General features: G+C 62.6%; 16 protein-coding genes and 1 pseudogene. 5 read left to right on the plus strand and 12 right to left on the minus strand.

Annotation, left to right across the window (positions count from 1 at the left end; translation table 11 throughout):
* Positions 1-353: pseudogene (locus CA2_RS16135) on the minus strand (hypothetical protein); the annotation flags it as partial.
* 223 nt (positions 354-576) lie between these two features.
* The gene (pdxR, locus tag CA2_RS16140) at positions 577-2100 is read right to left on the minus strand and encodes a MocR-like pyridoxine biosynthesis transcription factor PdxR (RefSeq protein WP_042419801.1); all 1524 of its coding nucleotides are present in this window, start codon (positions 2098-2100) and stop codon (positions 577-579) included.
* A 125-nt stretch (positions 2101-2225) separates the two neighbouring features.
* Between pdxR and gabT the strand changes: the two genes are divergently transcribed.
* Both gabT and CA2_RS16150 read left to right on the plus strand, forming a co-directional pair.
* Positions 2226-3488 carry a 4-aminobutyrate--2-oxoglutarate transaminase gene (gene gabT / locus CA2_RS16145; RefSeq protein WP_042419804.1) on the plus strand — a complete coding sequence of 421 codons (1263 nt, stop codon included), beginning with the start codon at positions 2226-2228 and terminating at the stop codon, positions 3486-3488.
* A gap of 87 nt (positions 3489-3575) precedes the next feature.
* Positions 3576-5033 carry an NAD-dependent succinate-semialdehyde dehydrogenase gene (locus CA2_RS16150; protein WP_042419807.1) on the plus strand — a complete coding sequence of 486 codons (1458 nt, stop codon included), beginning with the start codon at positions 3576-3578 and terminating at the stop codon, positions 5031-5033.
* Positions 5034-5134: 101 nt separating this feature from the next.
* Here the strand turns inward: CA2_RS16150 and CA2_RS16155 are convergent, their stop codons facing one another.
* The 10 genes from CA2_RS16155 to CA2_RS16200 form a co-directional block, all read right to left on the minus strand.
* Positions 5135-5878: a FadR/GntR family transcriptional regulator gene (locus CA2_RS16155; protein ID WP_042419843.1), complete on the minus strand. Its 744-nt coding sequence runs from the start codon at positions 5876-5878 to the stop codon at positions 5135-5137.
* Positions 5879-5939: 61 nt separating this feature from the next.
* Positions 5940-6827, minus strand: coding sequence for a DMT family transporter (locus tag CA2_RS16160; RefSeq protein WP_042419810.1), 888 nt, complete (start codon positions 6825-6827; stop codon positions 5940-5942).
* A gap of 13 nt (positions 6828-6840) precedes the next feature.
* Positions 6841-8130, minus strand: a complete 1290-nt coding sequence (locus CA2_RS16165; protein ID WP_042419844.1) for a Zn-dependent hydrolase — start codon at positions 8128-8130, stop codon at positions 6841-6843.
* Positions 8131-8270: 140 nt separating this feature from the next.
* Positions 8271-9353, minus strand: coding sequence for a histone deacetylase family protein (locus CA2_RS16170; RefSeq protein WP_042419813.1), 1083 nt, complete (start codon positions 9351-9353; stop codon positions 8271-8273).
* Between the two features lie 20 nt (positions 9354-9373).
* Positions 9374-10357 carry a 2-hydroxyacid dehydrogenase gene (locus CA2_RS16175; RefSeq protein WP_042419816.1) on the minus strand — a complete coding sequence of 328 codons (984 nt, stop codon included), beginning with the start codon at positions 10355-10357 and terminating at the stop codon, positions 9374-9376.
* Positions 10354-12039 (minus strand): ABC transporter ATP-binding protein, encoded by a 1686-nt coding sequence (locus CA2_RS16180; protein ID WP_042419819.1) that lies wholly within the window; start codon positions 12037-12039, stop codon positions 10354-10356. The genes CA2_RS16175 and CA2_RS16180 overlap by 4 nt, the downstream gene beginning before the upstream one ends.
* A gap of 18 nt (positions 12040-12057) precedes the next feature.
* Complete coding sequence (locus CA2_RS16185; protein WP_042419822.1) at positions 12058-12897, minus strand: ABC transporter permease; 840 nt, start codon at positions 12895-12897, stop codon at positions 12058-12060.
* Between the two features lie 28 nt (positions 12898-12925).
* A complete protein-coding gene (locus CA2_RS16190) occupies positions 12926-13900 on the minus strand; it encodes an ABC transporter permease (protein ID WP_042419825.1) in 975 nt (324 codons plus the stop codon).
* Between the two features lie 105 nt (positions 13901-14005).
* Positions 14006-15574 (minus strand): ABC transporter substrate-binding protein, encoded by a 1569-nt coding sequence (locus tag CA2_RS16195; RefSeq protein ID WP_042419828.1) that lies wholly within the window; start codon positions 15572-15574, stop codon positions 14006-14008.
* Positions 15575-15696: 122 nt separating this feature from the next.
* Complete coding sequence (locus CA2_RS16200) at positions 15697-16509, minus strand: class II aldolase/adducin family protein (protein WP_042419831.1); 813 nt, start codon at positions 16507-16509, stop codon at positions 15697-15699.
* A gap of 221 nt (positions 16510-16730) precedes the next feature.
* Here CA2_RS16200 and CA2_RS16205 point away from each other — a divergent pair, with 221 nt between their 5' ends.
* From CA2_RS16205 to CA2_RS17315, 3 genes are all read left to right on the plus strand, one after another.
* Complete coding sequence (locus CA2_RS16205) at positions 16731-18080, plus strand: ArgE/DapE family deacylase (protein ID WP_042419835.1); 1350 nt, start codon at positions 16731-16733, stop codon at positions 18078-18080.
* A gap of 183 nt (positions 18081-18263) precedes the next feature.
* Positions 18264-18488 (plus strand): hypothetical protein, encoded by a 225-nt coding sequence (locus CA2_RS17310; RefSeq protein ID WP_052369986.1) that lies wholly within the window; start codon positions 18264-18266, stop codon positions 18486-18488.
* Positions 18489-18735 (plus strand): hypothetical protein (locus CA2_RS17315; RefSeq protein WP_217997648.1); only part of this gene is annotated, 247 nt, incomplete at its 3' end. It lies immediately after the preceding gene.

Raw genomic sequence — 18735 nt, forward strand, 5'->3', positions numbered from 1 at the left:
AATTGCACGCTCGATGGCTCCTGGCAGGTGCCAAACGTGGGGGAAGACACCGCCTTGTTCTGACTGATGGTGATGATGTTGAACAGCTCCGGGCAGGCCGTACCGCCCATATTGATGGTCATCGCCAGAATTTTGTTGCCCACCTGATAAGCAGGTCCGATGTACAGGCTGGAATTGCCCATGACTCCGGGTGTCACCGGCTTGCCATTGAAGTGCAGCACATGCTCTTCATCCACCGACAAAGTGCCAAACTTGGTCTGCAAGAACGTCTCAAAGGCTTGTGCAGGTATTGCGGCTAGTACGCCCATGATGCTCAGCGCCCCCAGCAGGCTGCGTTGGTGCAATAACTTCATAAAGAACTCCCTCTCTTGGTTGTGGATGAATATAGGTCTGCAGCCGCACGCTGCCTTGCAGGCCCTTCAGCGGGGGCTGCAGAGCAGCATGTGCTGGAGCAGATAAATCTGGTGCAGTGCTTTAACCCGCCCTTCTTGATCACCGCTGCAGTCAGGTCTACCAACAAGAAAACCCATCAGCGCTTGCTTTTATGCGAAGTCTCTGTAGTGCAACAAAGCCCGGTTAAGTCCGAACCCCCATGGCTTTGAGTACACGAAGCAATACGAAGAACGCGCTTTGCATGGTTGCTTCCTCGATCGCGGCGTAACCCAAGAGCAAGCCCCGTTCCACGGAGCAGGTTCGATAGTATTTGGACAAGGGGCGTGCTAGAACACCCTGCGTCTGCAGCCGCTGCACCAGTTCGACATCATCCACGTCTCTCGGCAGACGCAGCACCAGATGCAATCCTGCCTGGCTGTCCGGCTCGCACAGAAAGTCTGGCCCTAGATAACGTTGGATCAATGACTGCAGCCATTCACGGCGACGCCCATAAAGCACCCGCATGCGCCTGATGTGCTTGGCATACTGACCGTCCCGGATCAACTCCGCCAGCGCCAACTGGGTCACCACATGCCCCTGACGGTACAGCTCCGCGTGCATGCGCTGCATTGGCGCCACCAGTGCCTGCGGTAGCACCATGTAACCCACGCGTAGCCCCGGAAACAGTGTTTTGCTGAAGGTGCCGATGTAGATTACTGGCGCATCGTCCTCCAGCCCCTGCATGGCGGGAATGGGGCGGCTCGAGAAACGGAACTCGCTGTCGTAGTCGTCCTCCACAATCCAAGCGCCTTGGGCGCGGGCGTAGGCCAACAAGGCTTTGCGCCGCGCCAAACTCATCACTGTGCCCATCGGGTACTGGTGCGAGGGTGTCACGCAAATTAACTTGGGCGCACGGCCCTGCAGGTCCAGCGTCAGCCCTTCGGCATCCAGCGGGCGGCCCACCAAGTCAAGATTGGCGCTCATCTGCAGCACGTTGGCAATGCCCCAGTAGCCGGGGTCTTCCATCCACACCGCATCGCCGGAGTTGACCAAGGCGCGCACGGTCAGGTCAATCGCCTGGTGCACGCCTTCGGTGATAAGCAGCTGTTCCGGTTGGCACTGTACCCCACGGGCCACCCGCAGGTAATCGGCCAGTGTCACCTTCAGCGCCTGTGCGCCACCGTTAGTGCCATAGGTCAGCATCTCCGGCTGGGCATGGCGCCACAGCCGGTTCAAAATGCGCGCATACACCGCACGCGGAAACTCTGCCACATCCGGCACCCCGGGCATGAACGCGCCCCACTGCAGCTCGGCCGCACTGGCTTGGCGCAAAATACTTTGGGCCCGGTCCGACAACACGGCACCGCCCCTCCCACCATGCACACCCAGTGTCGCAGGCGCCCGGCTGCCGCGCAGGGGCACGGGCGCTTTCAGCAAGGCTTCCGGCGTGAGCTGTGCGACAAAGGTGCCGCTGCCCACTTGACTGGTCAGGTAACCCTCCATGCGCAGCTGCTCATACGCATGCATGACCGTGTTGCGCGAGATGCCGAGGCCTTGCATTAGGTCACGCGTGGACGGCAACCGCTCGCCGGGGCGCAGCGCCCCCGCGGAGATGGCTTGTCTCAGCAATTGGCACAAATGCGCACCCAACATGCGGCGCCGCCCACTGCCATTTACCTGTTCTTGCCAGCCGTTTTGCAGCAACCAATCTACACACACCGAACGCATCAAACGCCTTTTTTGCACCGCACCAATTGGCACCCTATTTTTGCGCAAAAGTGGCACCTTTGAAGGGACTAATTTGTCTTGAAATAAAGGCTCTTCACCGAATCTTTTTTGCCTCCGAGGACCCTATGAGCACCAACGCCCAACTCAAGCAACGCCGTCTTGCCGCCGCACCCCGTGGTGTGGGCGTGATGTGTGACTTCCACGCTGCGCAGGCTGACAACGCCCTGATCACCGACGTCGAAGGCAACCAGTACATCGACTTCGCCGCCGGCATTGCGGTGCTCAACACCGGCCACCGCCACCCCCGCATCGTGGCTGCCGTGCAAGAGCAGCTGACGCACTTCACGCACACCGCCTACCAAATCGTGCCCTACGAAAGCGCGATTTCGCTGGCTGAACGCATCAACGCACTGGCCCCTATTGATGGCCCTGCCAAGACTGCCTTCTTCACCACCGGCGTCGAAGCGGTGGAGAACGCCGTCAAGATTGCACGCTTTGCGACTGGCCGCTCGGGCGTCATCGCCTTCCAAGGCGCCTTCCACGGCCGCACGCTGATGGGCCTGACGCTGACTGGCAAAGTGCTGCCTTACAAGGCTGGCTTCGGCGCCATGGTGCCCGACGTTTACCACGTGCCATTCCCGGCCAAGGACGTGACGGTGGAAGACAGCCTGGCCGCCATCCACATGCTGTTCAAGACCGATGTGGCCCCCCAGCGCGTGGCTGCCATCATCTTGGAGCCTGTGCAAGGCGAAGGCGGCTTCAACCCCGTGCCCACCGCCCTGTTTGAAGGCCTGCGCAAGATCTGCGACGAACACGGCATCTTGCTGATTGCCGACGAAGTGCAAACCGGCTTTGCCCGCACCGGCAAGCTGTTCGCCATGGAGCACCACACCGTCAAGGCTGACCTGATCACCATGGCCAAGAGCTTGGGTGGCGGCATGCCCATCTCTGGCGTGGTCGGCCGCGCTGCAGTGATGGATGCGCCCAACCCCGGCGGTCTGGGAGGCACGTATGCCGCCAACCCGCTGGCCGTGGCCGCTGCCCACGCTGTGTTGGATGTGATTGAAGGCGAAAAGCTGTGCGCCCGCGCTGTGGAACTGGGTGACCGCCTGCAAACCCGCCTGAAGGCCATACAGCAAAAAGACGCTGGTATTTCCGACGTGCGCGGTCTGGGCTCCATGGTGGCTGTGGAATTCCACAACGCCACCACCGGCGCCCCTGACGCTGCCCGCGTCAACGCCATCGTGCAAGCTGCCTTGGCAAAGGGCCTGCTGCTGCTGACTTGCGGCCTGTACGGCAACGTGATCCGCTTCCTGCACCCCCTGACGATTGAAGACGCGCAGTTCGACAAGGCCCTGGACCTGATCGAAGCCGCCATCGCCGGCTAAGCCGCAAGGCCTGCCGCCCTAGTCTTACCTGTGCCATGCCGGGTTCGCCACACGGCGCACCCGGCATGGCTTTTTTGCGAGTGCTTTATGAGCTTGAACCTGCAACGCCCTGACCTGTTTCGCCAAGCCTGCCTGCTGGCCACTGGCTGGCACACCGCCGAAGGCGCCGATGTGCTGCCCGTGCACAACCCCGCCACCGGCGAGTTGATTGGCCACATCCCAAAGCTGGGCTACGACGCTACCGTGGCCGCCATTGCGGCCGCCGAACAAGCGCAACCCGCATGGGCCGCCCTGACGGCCACCGAGCGCGCGCGCATTCTGCGCCGCTGGCACGGCCTGATGCTGGAGCACGCCGAAGACCTAGCCCGACTGATGACCATCGAACAAGGCAAGCCCTTGGCTGAGTCGCGCGGTGAAATTGGCTACGCCGCCTCCTTCATCGAATGGTTTGCCGAAGAAGGCAAACGCATTGATGGCGAAATTTTGCAAGCCCCCAAGGCCGGCCAGCAGCTGCTGGTCACGCGCCAGCCCATCGGTGTGTGCGCGGCAATTACGCCGTGGAACTTCCCCGCCGCCATGATCACCCGCAAGGCCGGCCCCGCGCTGGCTGCCGGTTGCACCATGGTGCTCAAGCCAGCGGAAAACACCCCCTACAGCGCCATGGCGCTGGGTGTGTTGGCGCTCGAAGCCGGCATCCCTGCCGGCGTGCTGCAAATCATCACCGGCGATGCCCCGGCCATTGGCAAGGCGCTGACCGAGAGCCCCACCGTGCGCAAGCTGAGTTTCACCGGCTCCACCCAAACCGGCCGCTTGCTGATGTGCCAAAGCAGCGACACCGTCAAAAAACTGTCGCTGGAGCTCGGTGGCAACGCCCCGCTGATCGTGTTTGGCGATGCCGACATTGACCGCGCCGTCGCCGGCATCTTGGCCTCCAAGTTCCGCAACGTGGGACAAACCTGCGTGTGCGCCAACCGCATCTACATTCACGACAGCATCTACGACGAAGTGGCCCGCCGCGTTGCCGACGCCGTTTCACAGTTCAAGGTCGGCAACGGTCTGGACGCGGGCGTGACCCACGGCCCCATGATCAACGCCGCCGCGGTCGAAAAGGTGCAGCGCCACATTGCCGACGCTTTGGCCCAAGGCGCCACGCTGCTGGCCGGTGGCCAGGCCCACGCGCTGGGCGGCAACTTCTTTGAACCCACCGTGCTGGCCAACGTGACCGACAGCATGCTGGTATGCCAAGAAGAAACCTTTGGCCCCATCGCCCCGCTGTTCCGCTTCACCGACGAAGCCGAGGTGGTGAAGCGTGCCAACGCCACCATCTACGGGCTGGCTGCGTACATCTTCACCGAAGACCAACGCCGCACCTGGCGCGTGTCGCAGGCGCTGGAATACGGCATGGTGGGCGTCAACACTGGCCTGATCTCCAACGAAGTCTCGCCGTTTGGCGGCATCAAGCAATCGGGCTTGGGCCGTGAAGGCTCGCGCCACGGCATGGATGACTATTTGGAAATGAAGTACGTCTGCCTGCAGTTGGATTGAGCACGCCGCGCACCCCTCAAAAAAGGAGCCATCGGGCTCCTTTTTTTATTACGGATTCGTGGTGCCTGATTTGCGGTGGCCATCCGGCGAGTGGTTCCGCCTCAAACCAACCACGCCGGGTTGTTGCGAATGCGGTCCATCACCGACAGCAAATGGTGCGCCATGCCGTGGCGAGCGCGCACCGTGTCGCCACTGACGATGGCCTCCACAAACCGACTGTGTTCGCGCCACGACACGCCCCAGTGCTGGGCGCTGACGGGCTGCTGGTCCAAGCGCTGAAACACCGGTGAATGGTCGCTCAGTTCCCACAGGTGCGCCACGGCCGATGCCAGCGCCGCATTGCCGCAGGCTTGGGCAATCGTCAGATGCAGCAGCCGGTCGTACTTGCCGCAGCTGCCGTCCCGGTTGACTTGGGGCGTGTGCACCAGCTCCATCGCCGCGTGCAGGCTGCGCAGCATGTTGCGCTGCTGTGCGGTGGCGTGCAAAGCGGCCAATGCCGCGCATTCGGGCTCCAGCAACACCCGTGTTTCCATAATTTCAAATGGGCCCATATCGGCCGCGTTAAACAGTGGCGTGGCAGGCGTGTTGGCGGGGTTAGGCCGAAACGGGCACACGTACACACCGCTGCCACCGCGAATGTCCACATAGCCATTGATCTCCAGCACGATCAGCGCCTCGCGCACCGAAGAGCGGCTGATCCCCAGCATCTCCGACAGCTCGCGTTCTGCGGGCAAGCGCGTGTTGGGCGCAAAGCTGCCGTTTTCAATCTTGGAGCGAATTTGCTCGGCCACCTCACGGTACAGGCGCCGTGGAGAAGGTAAAGTTTTGGGGGCGGTCACGGTCATCACCATCTCACAGACATCAGGGTCAACATCCAACGTGGCTGCGGGCCTGCGCCTTAACGCTTTACCGCCGTGGCCACACCAAATACAGGCCAGCGGCGGCCACCAAGGCCGTGCCCGCCAGCGTCAGCACATCGGGCACCTGTCCAAACCAAAAGGCGCTGATGGCGACCACCAGCAAAAGCTGCAGGTAGTTCAGCGGCCCCAGCGTGCTGGCCGCCACCCGCTTGTACGCAGCCAGCATCAGCAACTGCCCGCCGCAACTGGCTACGGCGCCCAGCAACAATATGCCCCACTCACCGGCGCTGGGCCAGCGCTGTGGCCAGACCACGACAGTGGCCGCCGCCGTCACAGCCAAGCACACACAAGCCATGTGCGCGTACTGTACCGGCGCGGCAATCTTGCCGGCCAACTGCCGCGTGAGCAGCTGAAACACCGCATAGCACAGGGCCGACACTGCCATCAACGCCGAGCCAAACAGCGGCAGTTGGCTGCCCGGCCGCACGATCAGCAGCATGCCGGCAAAGCCCACCCACACCGCCACCCACTGCATTGGGCGCACCACCTCTCCAAGCCAGCGGCTGGACAGTGCCACCATCAACAGCGGTGCGGTGAAGTAGATGGCCGTGGCCTCGGCCAGCGGCATGGTCACCAGCGCACCCATAAAGCAGGTGCCCACGGTGGCAATGCAGGCGCTGCGCAGCCACAGCTGTGGCTTGCGCAGCGCCACCCGCAATTCCCGGCCCAGATCGGGCGTGCTGCGCCGCAGTTGCAGCAGCCAGCCGCCGGCCAGTACCCCCATCAGCAGGTAGCGCGACAGGTTCACCACCACGGGGCTGTGGATGGCCACCATGGCTTTGGCAAACGCGTCGTAGAACGCAAACACCGACAACGTGCCCACAAACAGGGCCACGCCCTGGGTGCGCACCGACAGTTGGGGCACGGACGACATAGCGCGCCGGTGCTTACGCGGCGACCACACCGGCTTGCGCCAGCATCACATCGCACAGCACCTGGCAGCCTGCCGCCAGGTGGGCGGGTTGCGCGTCTTCGATCTCGTTGTGGCTGATGCCGTCCTTGCAGGGCACAAAGATCATCGCGGTGGGGAAGCGGCGGGCCATGTACACGGCATCGTGGCCCGCACCGGTCAAGATGGGCATGTGGCTGTAGCCGTGCGCGGCGGCCGAAGCGGCCACGGCGCTGACCAGTTCATCGGCAAACGGCGTGGCGGGGAACTCTTGCACATCCACCACCTGCACCTGCACGCGGCCTTCGGCCTGCAGCGCGGCGGCGGCGCTGCGGAAGGCCGCTTCCATGGCGTTCAACTGGTCCATCTTGGGGTGGCGCAAATCGACGGTGAAACGCACTTGGCCGGGAATGACGTTGCGCGAGTTGGGGTGCACGTGCACCTCGCCCACGGTGCCGCGGCCGTCGGGGGAGAAGGCGTCGGCATTCGCAATGTCCACCACCGTGCGCATCAGGCTGGCGGCGGCGTACAGCGCGTCTTGGCGCAGCTCCATCGGCGTGGGGCCGGCGTGCGCTTCCATGCCGGTCACGGTCACGTCGTACCAGCGCAGGCCCAGCGAGCCGGTGACCACGCCAATCACGGTGTCCTTGGCTTCAAGAATAGGGCCTTGTTCAATGTGCGCTTCGATGTAGCTGGCGGGCTTCAATTGGCCCACGGGCAGCGTGCCGGCGTAGCCAATTGCTTGCAGCGATTCGGCCACGCTGATGCCGGCGTGGTCGCGCGCTTGCAGGGCCACGTCTTTGCCAAAAATGTCGCAGTGCACGCCCGAACCCATCATCACCGGCACAAAGCGCGAGCCTTCTTCGTTGGTCCAAATGGCCAGCGCCAGCGGGGCCTGGGTTTGCACCTTGTGCTGCTGCAGCGTGCGCATCACTTCCAGCCCAGCCATCACGCCGTAGCAGCCGTCAAACTTGCCGCCGGTGGGCTGGGTGTCGATGTGGCTGCCAGTCATCACGGGGGGCAGGCTGTTGTCTTGGCCGGGGCGAATGCCAAAGATGTTGCCCACTTCATCGACCTGCACGGCCAGGCCGGCGTCGCGCATCCAGCCGCACACCAAGTCACGGCCGGCGCCGTCTTCGGCGGTCAGGGCCAGGCGGCAGCTGCCGCCCTTGGGGGTGGCACCAATTTGGGCCAAGTCCATCAGCGCGCCCCACAGGCGGTCGCCATTGACGGGGCAGGTTGCGACAGGAGACGTGGCGACGGGGGCAGTCAAGGTGGTGGTGGTCATGTGCAAACTTTCCAGTGCAATGCCTGCGCGCTGCGGGGCCGCCAAGGGCCCACAAAAAGCAGAGCGGCAGGTCTTAGAGATATCTAGGTTTCCAATACTTTTCCCAGTGAAATACATATTCCACTAGGACATACCGCTACTTAAACCGCAGCAACTACCGCGGCAGCAGGCACGGCCTGCAGGCCTTCCAGCAGCGCTTGCAGGCCGGGGTCCAGCGCCTCCACCATGTAGCCGCCCTCTTGCACCAGCACCACGGGCAGGCCCAGCTGGCGCAGGCGCTCGCCCACGTGGCGGTAGGCGTCAAAGTCAAACTGCAACACGCTGATGGGGTCGTCCCGGTAGGTGTCAAAACCAATCGACAGCACCAGCGCCTGGGCGCCGAACTGGGCAATGGCGTCCACGCCGCGGTCCAAAGATGGCAAGAACTGCTCGGTGGTGCAGCCGTGCGCCAGCGGCAGGTTCAGGTTGCAGCCCGCGCCCGCACCCGCGCCGGTTTCGTGCGCGTAGCCGGTGTAGAACGGGAAGTAGTCGCTGGTCTCGCCGTGGGTTGAGACGGTCAGCACATCGCCGCGGCCGTAGAAGATGTTTTGCGTACCATCACCGTGATGCGCATCCACATCCAGCACGGCCACTTTGCCGAACTGCTGCGACAGCATTTGCGCGGCCAGCGCGGCGTTGTTCACGTAGCAAAAACCACTGGCGCGGTTGTAGTGCGCGTGGTGACCCGAGGGGCGGCACAGCGCATAGGCCAGCGGTGTGCCATCGATCACGGCTTGCGCGGCCGAGGCGGCGGTGTGGGCTGAGCGCAAGATGGCCTGCCAGCTGCCGTTGCCCAGCGGGCACGACAGGTCGCCCAGGTAGTAGCCCGTCTGCGCCACCAGCGAGGGCGAGGGGCACTCCACACGCGGTATGCCCGGCGTGCCGCTGTAAAACGGCGACAGGTTGGGCAGCACTTCCACACCGGGGTTTTTGCCTTCGGCGCGCAGCGCTTCCCAGCGCTCGTACGCGGTGGCCAGGTACTGGATATAGGCGGGGCTGTGCACCAGGTGGAGTTGCTCCACACCCCAATCCTTGGGCACGCTGACTTGGGCGCCATTGCGCTCCAGGCAGCCAATCAGCGCCTGCGCGCGTGCGAGCACATCGGTGGGTTTGGTCAAGCGGCCCAAGCGCATGAACTGCTGCGGGTCGTGCAGAAACTGGGTGCTGTCAAAAAATGCTTGCATAGCCATGCTTTCCAAAAATCTCAATAGCCTTGGGACACATCCACGGCGCTGTCGGGCACAGCACCCGCCAGTACCTGCACCCAGTGGTGGGCGGTTTGCGTGGCAATCACGGCGGCGGCCGTGCGCGTGGCAATGTGGGGGGTGACACGCACCTGCGGGTGGTGCCACAGCGGGTCGGTCGGGGGCAATGGCTCGGTCACAAACGTATCGAGCGTGGCGCGGCCCAGCACGCCGGCATCCAGCGCGGTGATCAGGTCCGCCTCCACCAAGTGGGCGCCGCGCCCCACGTTGACGATGTGCGCGCCCGGTGCCAGCTGCGCAAACAGGTTGCGGTTCATCACACCGCGCGTGCTGTCGGTAAGCGGCAGCAGGCAGACCAGCGCGTGCAGGCCGTTCAAAAATGCACCGCGCTCGCCGTCTCCGGCAAAGTGCTGCACGCCTTCGATCAGCGCGCTGCTGGGGCTGCGGCTCCAGCCGCGCACGTCGTAGCCAATAGCGGCCAGCACACGGGCGCAGTGCGCGCCCAGCGTGCCCATGCCAGCAATGCCCACGCGGTAATGCGTGGCGGGCACCACCACCGGCTTGCTCCACACGGTCTTGGCTTGCTCTTGCAGGTAGCCATCCATCTGGCGGTGCTCACTGGTCACCGCCCACGCCACATAAGCGGCCATGGCGCTGGCCATGTGCGGGTCGCGAATGCGCGCCATGGGCACGTGCCGCGGCAACGTTGCGTCTTCCAAAATATGGTCCACGCCTGCCGCCAGCGACTGCACCAAGCGCACGTTGGGCATCTGCCCCCACAGGCCGTGGTGCGGCTCCCAACACAGGGCCACGTCCACCTCGGCGCCGTTACCCAAAGCGGCGGGGCCGCCATCGGCATCGGCCTGGCGCAGCTCGACAGTCTGGCCAGCTTGGCCAAAGGCACTGTGCAGGGCATCGACCAGGTAGTCCATGTTCAGCGTGCGGCTGAGCAGGGCGACGACGGTGTGACCTGCGGCATTCATGCGGGCACCTCTTCGCTGGCAACGTCGTCGAGCACCGGTGCAGCCGCCAGCTTGGGGATGGCATCAATCAGCTTGCGGGTGTATTCGTGCTGCGGGTTGTGCAGCACTTGGCGGCTGGTGCCGTACTCCACAATTTGGCCGCGCTGCATCACGGCAATGTGGTCGCACAGCTCACCGGCGACGCGCAAGTCGTGCGTGATGAAGACCATCGACAGGCCAAACTCTTCACGCACCTGCGCAAACAGCTTGAGCACTTGTTCCTGCACCGACACGTCGAGCGCGGAAACGGGCTCGTCGGCCACCAGCAGTTCGGGGTCCAGCGCCAGGGCGCGGGCAATGCCAATGCGCTGTCGCTGACCGCCCGAGAACTCGTGCGGGAAGCGGTCGTAGGCTTCTTCTTTCAGGCCCACCAGCTTGAGCAGCTCCAACGCGCGGGCCTTGGCCTTGTCTGGCGACACGCCTTGGGCAATGGGGCCCGAGGCAATGGCCGCGCCAATGCGGTGGCGGGGATTGAGCGACGCGTAGGGGTCTTGGAAGACCATTTGGATGCGGCTCTTTGCCACAGCTTGGAAGTTGGAGCCGGGGTACAGGCTCTTGCCGTTGAACAAGATGCGCCCGTCATCAAATCCTTGCAGGCCCACCAAACACTTGCCCACGGTGGACTTGCCGGAACCCGACTCGCCCACGATGCCCAGTGTTTCACCACGGCGCAGGTTGAAGTTGATTTGGTTGGCAGCATGCACGCGGCGGCCCTTGGTGAACAGGCCACCGCCGGTGTTGTAGATCTTGTTGAGGTCTTGCACCTGCAGCACAAAGTGGTCGTCACGCTCGGTTTGCACATCGCGCACCACCCCTTTGGGGATCGCCGCCAACAGCTTTTTGGTGTACGCATGCTGGGGGCGGCCCAGGACGGCGCTGGCGGCACCCTCTTCCACGCACTGGCCCATTTGCATCACGACCACGTGGTCGGCAATCTCCGAGACCACACCAAAGTCGTGCGTAATGAACAGCACGGCGGTGCCCTTGCGCTGCTGCAGCTCACGAATCAGCTGCAGGATCTGCGCTTGCGTGGTCACATCAAGCGCCGTGGTGGGCTCGTCAGCGATCAGCAGCTGGGGTTCCAGCAACAGGGCGCAGGCAATCATCACGCGCTGGCGCTGGCCTCCGGACAGGCGGAAGGGGTAGCTGTTGATGATCAGCTCAGGATCGGGCAGGCCCACATCGGTCAGCGCAGCAATGATACGTTTGCGCTTTTCCGCGCCGCTGAGCGACATGTGGGCATCAAACACTTCGGCCAGCTGGTCGCCAATGCGCATGACGGGATTCAACGCCGTCATAGGTTCTTGAAAAATCATACCGATGCGCTGGCCGCGCAGGCTGCGCAGCTGCTCTTCGGTCAGCTTGAGCAGGTCTTTGCCACCAAACTGGATCTGGCCGGCCACGGGTTCCACATGCGGGCGGGGCAACAGGCCCATGACGGCGTTGGCGATCATGGATTTGCCCGAGCCCGATTCGCCCACCACACACAAGGTTTGGCCGGGCAGCAGATCGAACGAGACGTTGGAGACGGCCAGCTGGCGGTCTCCACCGGCGGGCAGGCGCACGCTCAGGCCTTGCACTTGCAGCACAGGGGGGGGGCTCACGATGGCGTTCACCGCAGCATCAATGGGGGTAGTCGTCATTTGCAGGTCCTCCAAGACTTAGCGTTTGCCGTCGGCACGGGCGTTCATGCCGTCGTTCAGGCCTTCACCGACCAAGTTCAAGGCCAGCACGGTCAGCACGATCGAGACACCGGGGAACACGGCCATCCACCAGGCTTGGCGCATCACGGTGCGGGCGGTGCCGACCATGTAGCCCCAGCTCATTTGGTTGGGGTCGCCCAGGCCCAAAAAGCTCAGACTGGACTCCAGCAAGATCGCGCTGGCCACCATCAGCGAAGCCATGACCACGATGGGCGAGACGGCGTTGGGCAGGATTTGCGTGAGGATCACGCGGGGCGTGGACTGGCCGGCCAGCAGCGCGGCCGAGACAAAGTCACGCTGGCGCAGGGCCATGAATTCCCCGCGCACCAAGCGCGCCACGGGCGGCCAAGAGACCACGGCAATGGCAGTGACCATGGAGGCAACGGAAGGCTCAAAAATCGCCACCAGCACGATGGCCAGCGCAAAGCTGGGCACCGACTGGAACAGCTCGGTAAAGCGCATCAGCACCGCATCGACCCAGCCACCGAAGTAGCCCGCAATGGCGCCCAAGCTCACACCGATGAGCAGCGACACGACGGTGGAGACAAAGCCAATCAGCAGCGAGACGCGCGCGCCGTGCACCAGGCCGGCCCAGATGTCGCGGCCCATGGTGTCAGTGCCCAGCCAGCGGCCATCGGGGCTCAGCGGTTCCAGGAATGGTGCATCGACCATGTCCCACGGGCCATAGTCCAGAAACAGCGGACCCAGCAGCGCCACCAGCGCCACCCAGACCAAGACGCCCAAGCCAATCACGGCGCCCTTGTTGCGGCAAAAGCGCCGCCAAAATGCGTTTTTCATAGTGTGCTTTCTGCGTGTGTGGTGGCGCTCAGGCCATCTCAATGCGGGGGTCAACCAGCGTGTAGATGAAGTCGGTGATCAGGTTGAACAGCACCGCCATGGCGGATGTCACCAAGAAGCAACCCATCAGCAGGTTGTAGTCACGCTGCATCAGCGCATCGAACATCAGGCGACCAATGCCGGGCCAGCTGAACACAGTCTCGGTCAGCACCGCGCCACCGATCATTCCGCCCGCTTGAATGCCGGCCAGCGTGACCACTGGCAGCAGCGCGTTGCGCAGGATGTGGTTGCGGTGAATGCGTCGGGGGTGCACACCCTTGGCCTGGGCGGTCTTCACAAAGTCCATCTGCGCGACTTCCAGCATGGAAGCGCGCGTCATGCGGGCATAGACCGCCATGTAGAACAGCGCAAGGCTCACCGAGGGCATCAGCAGGTGCAAGAACACGTCCCACGCCAGCGCAAAACCGGTCAGGCCGGAACCCACGGTGAAGTAGCCAAAGCCGGGCAACCAGCCCAGTTGCACGGTAAACAGCAGCACGGCCATCATGGCCAGCCAGTACAGTGGCGTGGCGTAGAACACCAGAGCGACAGTGGTGATGGCACTGTCGACCCAGGTGCCAACTTTGCGGCTGGACCAGGCGCCCAGCAACACACCCAACACCAACGACATGACGAACGCACTACCGGTCAGCAGCAGCGTGGCCGGCAGGCGCTCCAAAATCAAATCCAGCACGGGTTGCTGCTGGCGGTAGCTAAAGCCCAAATCCAGCTGCACCACATTGCTCAGGTAGTGCCACAACTGCACGGACAGTGGCTGGTCCAAACCAAACTGGGCACGCAGCTGCGCCACGAATTGCTCGTCGGATGCGCCCGCCTCACCGGCCAGCACGGCCACGGGGTCGCCGGGCGCTGCGCGGATGAGCAGGAAGTTCACCACGGCAATCGCCAAGATGGCCACACCGCCTTGGAACAGGCGTTTGAGCATTAATTGCAATCGGTTCATGCGGATCTTTCTCTCTCAAAGGTCCCCGCCATGGCTGGGGCCTGCGGGGCACCACCGGCCCCGCACGGAGGCATGTAGACCGCTGCGGTCCGCATGCCCTTGGCGTTACTTCAACTTGGCGTAGCCCATACCATCGTTCAGACCGATACCGGAAGAGATGAGGTTCTCAATCTTGGTGCGGTAGATAGTGGGCATCTGCAGCTCGTGCAGCCAAGCCACTGGCACGTCGTCAACCAGCAGCTTTTGCACTTCCGCGTAAATGGCGGTGCGCTTGGCGGCATCGGTTTCCTTCATGCCGAGGTCGAACAGCTCGTCCACCTTGGGGTTGCTGTAGCCTTCCACGTTGTTCCATGGCGAGCCCTTGGCGATCTGGCTGGAGATGTAATTGCGCGCCACGCCCAGTGCCGGGTCCCCGTACTGGAAGACGTAGGTGGTGGACATGTCGAAGTCCCAGTCGTTCAGGCGCGAATTCCAGCCTGCCACGTCGGTAGACACCATTTCCACCTTGACGCCGGCTTGCATCAGGTTCTGGCGAATCATTTCGGCCACGCGCATCCACGTTTCGCCGTAGGGCATGGGCAGCAGGCGCAGGGTTTCGCCCTTGTAGGCGGTTTCCTTGATCAGGGCCTTGGCCTTGTTCAGGTCGCGCTTGTACGGGGTGACCTTGTCGCTGTAGAACTTGACCGAGCTGTTGACCGGACCGGACGCCACCTTGGCAAAACCAAAGAAGGCCACCTTGGCGATGGCTTCGCGGTCGATCGCGTACATGATGGCCTGGCGGAACTTCACATCGTCAAACGGCTTGCGGCGGTTGTTCAGCCACAGCCACGAGTGCGGCGCAAAGAATTCCCAGCCCTTGGTGGTCACAGCCGCACCCGGAAGCGAGGCCAAACGCTTCACGTCAAAGAATTCGACTGAACCACCAGGCAGGATATCGACCTTGCCAGATTCAAACGCAGCCGCACGCGAGGCTGCGTCGGGGATGACGTGGTAGTACACATCCTTGACGCCTGGAACACCCTTGACGTGGTAGTCCTCATTGGCGGTAAGTTGGATGTAGGAACCCTTGACCCATTCCTTGAACTTGAAGGGGCCAGTACCGATCGGCTTGTTGTTGGCGGGGTGGCTCAGGAAGTCGGCAGCACCTTCATAGATGTGCTTGGCCACCATGGGCATCGAGCCGGTTTCGAAGAAGTTCAAGAACGCGCCCACGGGGTGCTTGAGCTTGAACACCACGGTGTGTGCATCGGGTGCCGAGATCGACTCCACCGCGCCCAAATTGCCACGGGCACGTGCCATGGTCTTGCGCACAAACACGTCGACCGAGAACACCACGTCCGCCGAGGTGAAAGGCTTGCCGTCGTGCCACTTCACGCCCTTCTTGAGCTTGAAGGTGTAGGTCAGCCCATCGTCGCTCATCAGCCACGATTCGGCCAGCGCAGGCACTGGTTCGAGCTTTTCGGTCAGGCGCACCAGGCCTTCAAAGATGTTGCCGGCCACCAGCTGTGTGGGGCCGTTGGAATAAATCGCAGACATCAGCCCGGGTGGCTCGGGCTGCACGATCGTGTTGATCACCCCATTGGGCTTGGCCTGGGCCAACACGTGCAGGGGCACCCCTGCGATGCTCAGCCCCAAGCTGGAGGCGGCGAGCTGAATCATTTGACGGCGTTTCATGGGGTCACTCCTTTGGAAAAACAGGCACACGAAGTCCCCTGCCAGCCCCAAGGCGGCACGCGGGAGGTTTCGGTGAAGGGCAACGGGCAGTGATCACACCGCCCGCAGACGCGGGACGCGGATCAGCTGTCGAAGCGGCCGGCGGTGCTTGGGTGCAAGCGCTGCTTCATCGCATTCCATTCGCGGGCATGCGGATCGGCGGCGCCAGGCAGGCGGTTGCTGGCGCCCGACTCGTACTGGCGGGCGGTCAACTCGCACACCTCGGTGGGTACGGGGTAGACAATTTGGCCGCTGGATTGGATGGCCACTTGCACACGGCACGCGCGCTCGAGGTTGACCATCAAGATGAAGGCATCGGCCACGCTGTCGCCCACGGTCAGCAGGCCGTGGTTGCGCAAGATCAGCGCTTTGTGTTGGGTGCCCAGGTCGCGCACCAGGCGCTCACGCTCGGCGTGGTTCAGGGCAATGCCCTCGAAGTCGTGGTAGGCCACGCGGTTGTGAAACTGCAACGCCCACTGGTTGCACGGCTGCAGGCCACAGGCCATCGACGCCACTGCCACGCCGCCCACGGTGTGGGTGTGAACGATGCACTGCGCATCTTCGCGGGCCATGTGGATGGCGCTGTGGATGGTGAAACCGGCGGGGTTGACGTCGTATATCGAAGGCTCCACCAACTTGCCATCGGTGCCCACCTTTACCAACGACGACGCGGTGATGTCGCGAAACAGCATGCCGTATGGATTGATCAAAAATTGGTCATGCCACCCCGGCACGCGCACAGAGATGTGGGTGTAGATACTGTCATCCAACTCGAACAAAGCCATCAAACGGTACGCGGCCGCCAGGTCTTTGCGCAGGGCCCATTCTTCATCGCTCCATCCCTGCGATGCATGGCTTGTTTCTGCGCGTATGTCTTGGTTCTGATTGCTGGTCATGCTCTTATTTCCTTGAATACCGGATCGTCAATACGAATCCTTTATGCAAAGGGCATGCCACCTTCGCTGCCAGACTGCAGCACAGTACAAAGTTTCTCATGCAACCGCACCCAAGCACCAATTTGGTCAGACCAATAAACCGAACTGGTGCATGTACTGCGTCAACCCAGGGCAAACCCGAGCATCGCAGGGCCTGGCACACATCTTGCCGCGTAGCAGGCATGCATACCATCACACCCTCGACTTCGCACACGCTGTCTACCAACACCATTGCCACCGCTGTCACAGCCCAACGCAGCTACCTGCTGGACACCTTGTCGCAACTGGTGGCTGCACCCAGCCCCAGCGGAAATGAAACACCGGCTTGCACCACCATGGAAGGTCTGTTGCAAGAACTTGGCCTCACCACCGAGCGCATTCCTATGGACACCGATGCGCTGTCGGGCCATCCACTGTTCTCTTGCCCCTGCAGCCCCGACGGCAACCGCTTTAACCTTTTGGCAGAAATCAACCCACCCGGCAACGCCACACCTGTCGGTCTGAACGTGCTGTTCAATGGCCACTTGGACGTGGTGCCTACGGGCCCTGAGCATCTGTGGGCCAAAGATCCCTACCAACCTTACGAGCAAGACGGTTGGTTGTACGGCCGCGGTGCAGGCGATATGAAGGGCGGCATCGCCTGCGTGCTGACGGCAATTCGCACGCTGCAGTCACTGGGCTTGCAACCCGCGTCACGCATTGGCATCAACACCGTGGTGGACGAGGAAGACACTGGCAACGGCACGCTGGCATCTCTGGGCGTGCTGCAACGCGCGCGCAGCAAGGCACGCTACAGCGGCTATGACGCGGTGATCATTCCCGAGCCATTTGGCGAAACACTGATGGCTGCCCAAATTGGCGTGTGCTGGTTAACCGTGACGCTGACCGGCCGCCCCGCGCACGTGGCCTACATGAACCAAGGCCTGAACCCGATTAGTGCCGGCATCCAGATCATGCAAGCCCTCAAGCAGGTGCAAGACGAATGGAACCTGCCGAAAAACCGCCACCCCGCATTCGCCCACGTCAACAACCCCATCAATATCAACTTGGGCACGATTGAGGGGGGCGAGTGGAAGTCGTCAGTGCCCTGCACCTGCACCATGGGCATTCGCGCCAGCTTCTACCCCGGCCGCGATGCGCAAGAAGCGATTGCATGGTTCTCCCGCTTCATCGAAGAAACTGCACGCCGCCTGAATCCCGATTTGGAAGTGGAGATAGCACACAACGGCTTTGCCGCACCCGGGTGCGTGTATGACTTGCAGCACCCCGCTATGCAAGCGCTGTCACAGTCGCACGCCGCGCTGCATGGAGCCCCTCCCACCCACCTCGCCTGTACAGCCACCACCGACGGCCGCCACTTCCGCCTAGCCACCGACTGGGCCGTCACTAACTACGGTCCAACCGCCCGCAACATCCACGGCATTGACGAATGCGTGAGCATTGACAGCATGCTGCGCGTGACCCAAACCTTGGTGCACTACATCGTTACGCAATGCGGCGTTGTGCCGATCGCTTCGAGCAACGTTACCTAATCTCCGTATCTGACCCACACATGGAGGCTGGTGTTGCAAATGCGCCTCCATGCTTGTCCGCTTTTTGCTTACTGCAGGGTTTAGAAGTGGCACCGGTTTTTTGAACAAGTAGCTAAGCGAGATTTCTTCCCATAAAAATGGCCAGGCTGAATCAACCAGGGCCTGTATTACCTGGACTGGTTGATGGACCACCAGACTGACTTCAAATGGTTGGTCATGGAAAAGTTGGGGGCAGACGTGGCGGCCGCCATTGACTGGAGCACCCCACGCCTGCTGTGCGTAGCAGCGGACTTCACCAAGTACGACCGCCACGCGGTGCAGCAAATCCAGCGCCACATTGAGTTGCTGCGCTACCGCCGCTTTGGCGAAGACTTGCTGTTACTAGAGCTGGCCTACGCCAACAACTGATTGCTGGAAAAGCGCACGCCCAAGTCTGCCGACGGCGTGGCGCTGGCCGTTAGCAGCGGTACCACCAACTACAGCGGCCAAGCCCATACCGCCACGCCCAAGCCACAGGGACCAGACAAGAGCTTTGCAGAAGTCAAAGCAAGCTTCCCAGAGTCACTGCTGCAAACCTTGTCCGCATTGGAAGATCTGGTGCAGTCTTTTGGTGATGACATGCAATACAAAGAGCTGCGCCTGTACAGCGAGGGTG

It is taken from the genome of Comamonas aquatica NBRC 14918 (genome assembly GCF_000739875.1).
GTDB lineage: Bacteria > Pseudomonadota > Gammaproteobacteria > Burkholderiales > Burkholderiaceae_C > Comamonas > Comamonas aquatica.

Coding starts and splice junctions, on each gene's coding strand:
- pdxR (WP_042419801.1), bottom strand. CDS start 2,100: ATGCGTTCGGTGTGTGTAGATTGGTTGCTGCAAAACGGCTGGCAAGAA.
- gabT (WP_042419804.1), top strand. CDS start 2,226: ATGAGCACCAACGCCCAACTCAAGCAACGCCGTCTTGCCGCCGCACCC.
- CA2_RS16150 (WP_042419807.1), top strand. CDS start 3,576: ATGAGCTTGAACCTGCAACGCCCTGACCTGTTTCGCCAAGCCTGCCTG.
- CA2_RS16155 (WP_042419843.1), bottom strand. CDS start 5,878: ATGACCGTGACCGCCCCCAAAACTTTACCTTCTCCACGGCGCCTGTAC.
- CA2_RS16160 (WP_042419810.1), bottom strand. CDS start 6,827: ATGTCGTCCGTGCCCCAACTGTCGGTGCGCACCCAGGGCGTGGCCCTG.
- CA2_RS16165 (WP_042419844.1), bottom strand. CDS start 8,130: ATGACCACCACCACCTTGACTGCCCCCGTCGCCACGTCTCCTGTCGCA.
- CA2_RS16170 (WP_042419813.1), bottom strand. CDS start 9,353: ATGCAAGCATTTTTTGACAGCACCCAGTTTCTGCACGACCCGCAGCAG.
- CA2_RS16175 (WP_042419816.1), bottom strand. CDS start 10,357: ATGAATGCCGCAGGTCACACCGTCGTCGCCCTGCTCAGCCGCACGCTG.
- CA2_RS16180 (WP_042419819.1), bottom strand. CDS start 12,039: ATGACGACTACCCCCATTGATGCTGCGGTGAACGCCATCGTGAGCCCC.
- CA2_RS16185 (WP_042419822.1), bottom strand. CDS start 12,897: ATGAAAAACGCATTTTGGCGGCGCTTTTGCCGCAACAAGGGCGCCGTG.
- CA2_RS16190 (WP_042419825.1), bottom strand. CDS start 13,900: ATGAACCGATTGCAATTAATGCTCAAACGCCTGTTCCAAGGCGGTGTG.
- CA2_RS16195 (WP_042419828.1), bottom strand. CDS start 15,574: ATGAAACGCCGTCAAATGATTCAGCTCGCCGCCTCCAGCTTGGGGCTG.
- CA2_RS16200 (WP_042419831.1), bottom strand. CDS start 16,509: ATGACCAGCAATCAGAACCAAGACATACGCGCAGAAACAAGCCATGCA.
- CA2_RS16205 (WP_042419835.1), top strand. CDS start 16,731: ATGCATACCATCACACCCTCGACTTCGCACACGCTGTCTACCAACACC.
- CA2_RS17310 (WP_052369986.1), top strand. CDS start 18,264: ATGGACCACCAGACTGACTTCAAATGGTTGGTCATGGAAAAGTTGGGG.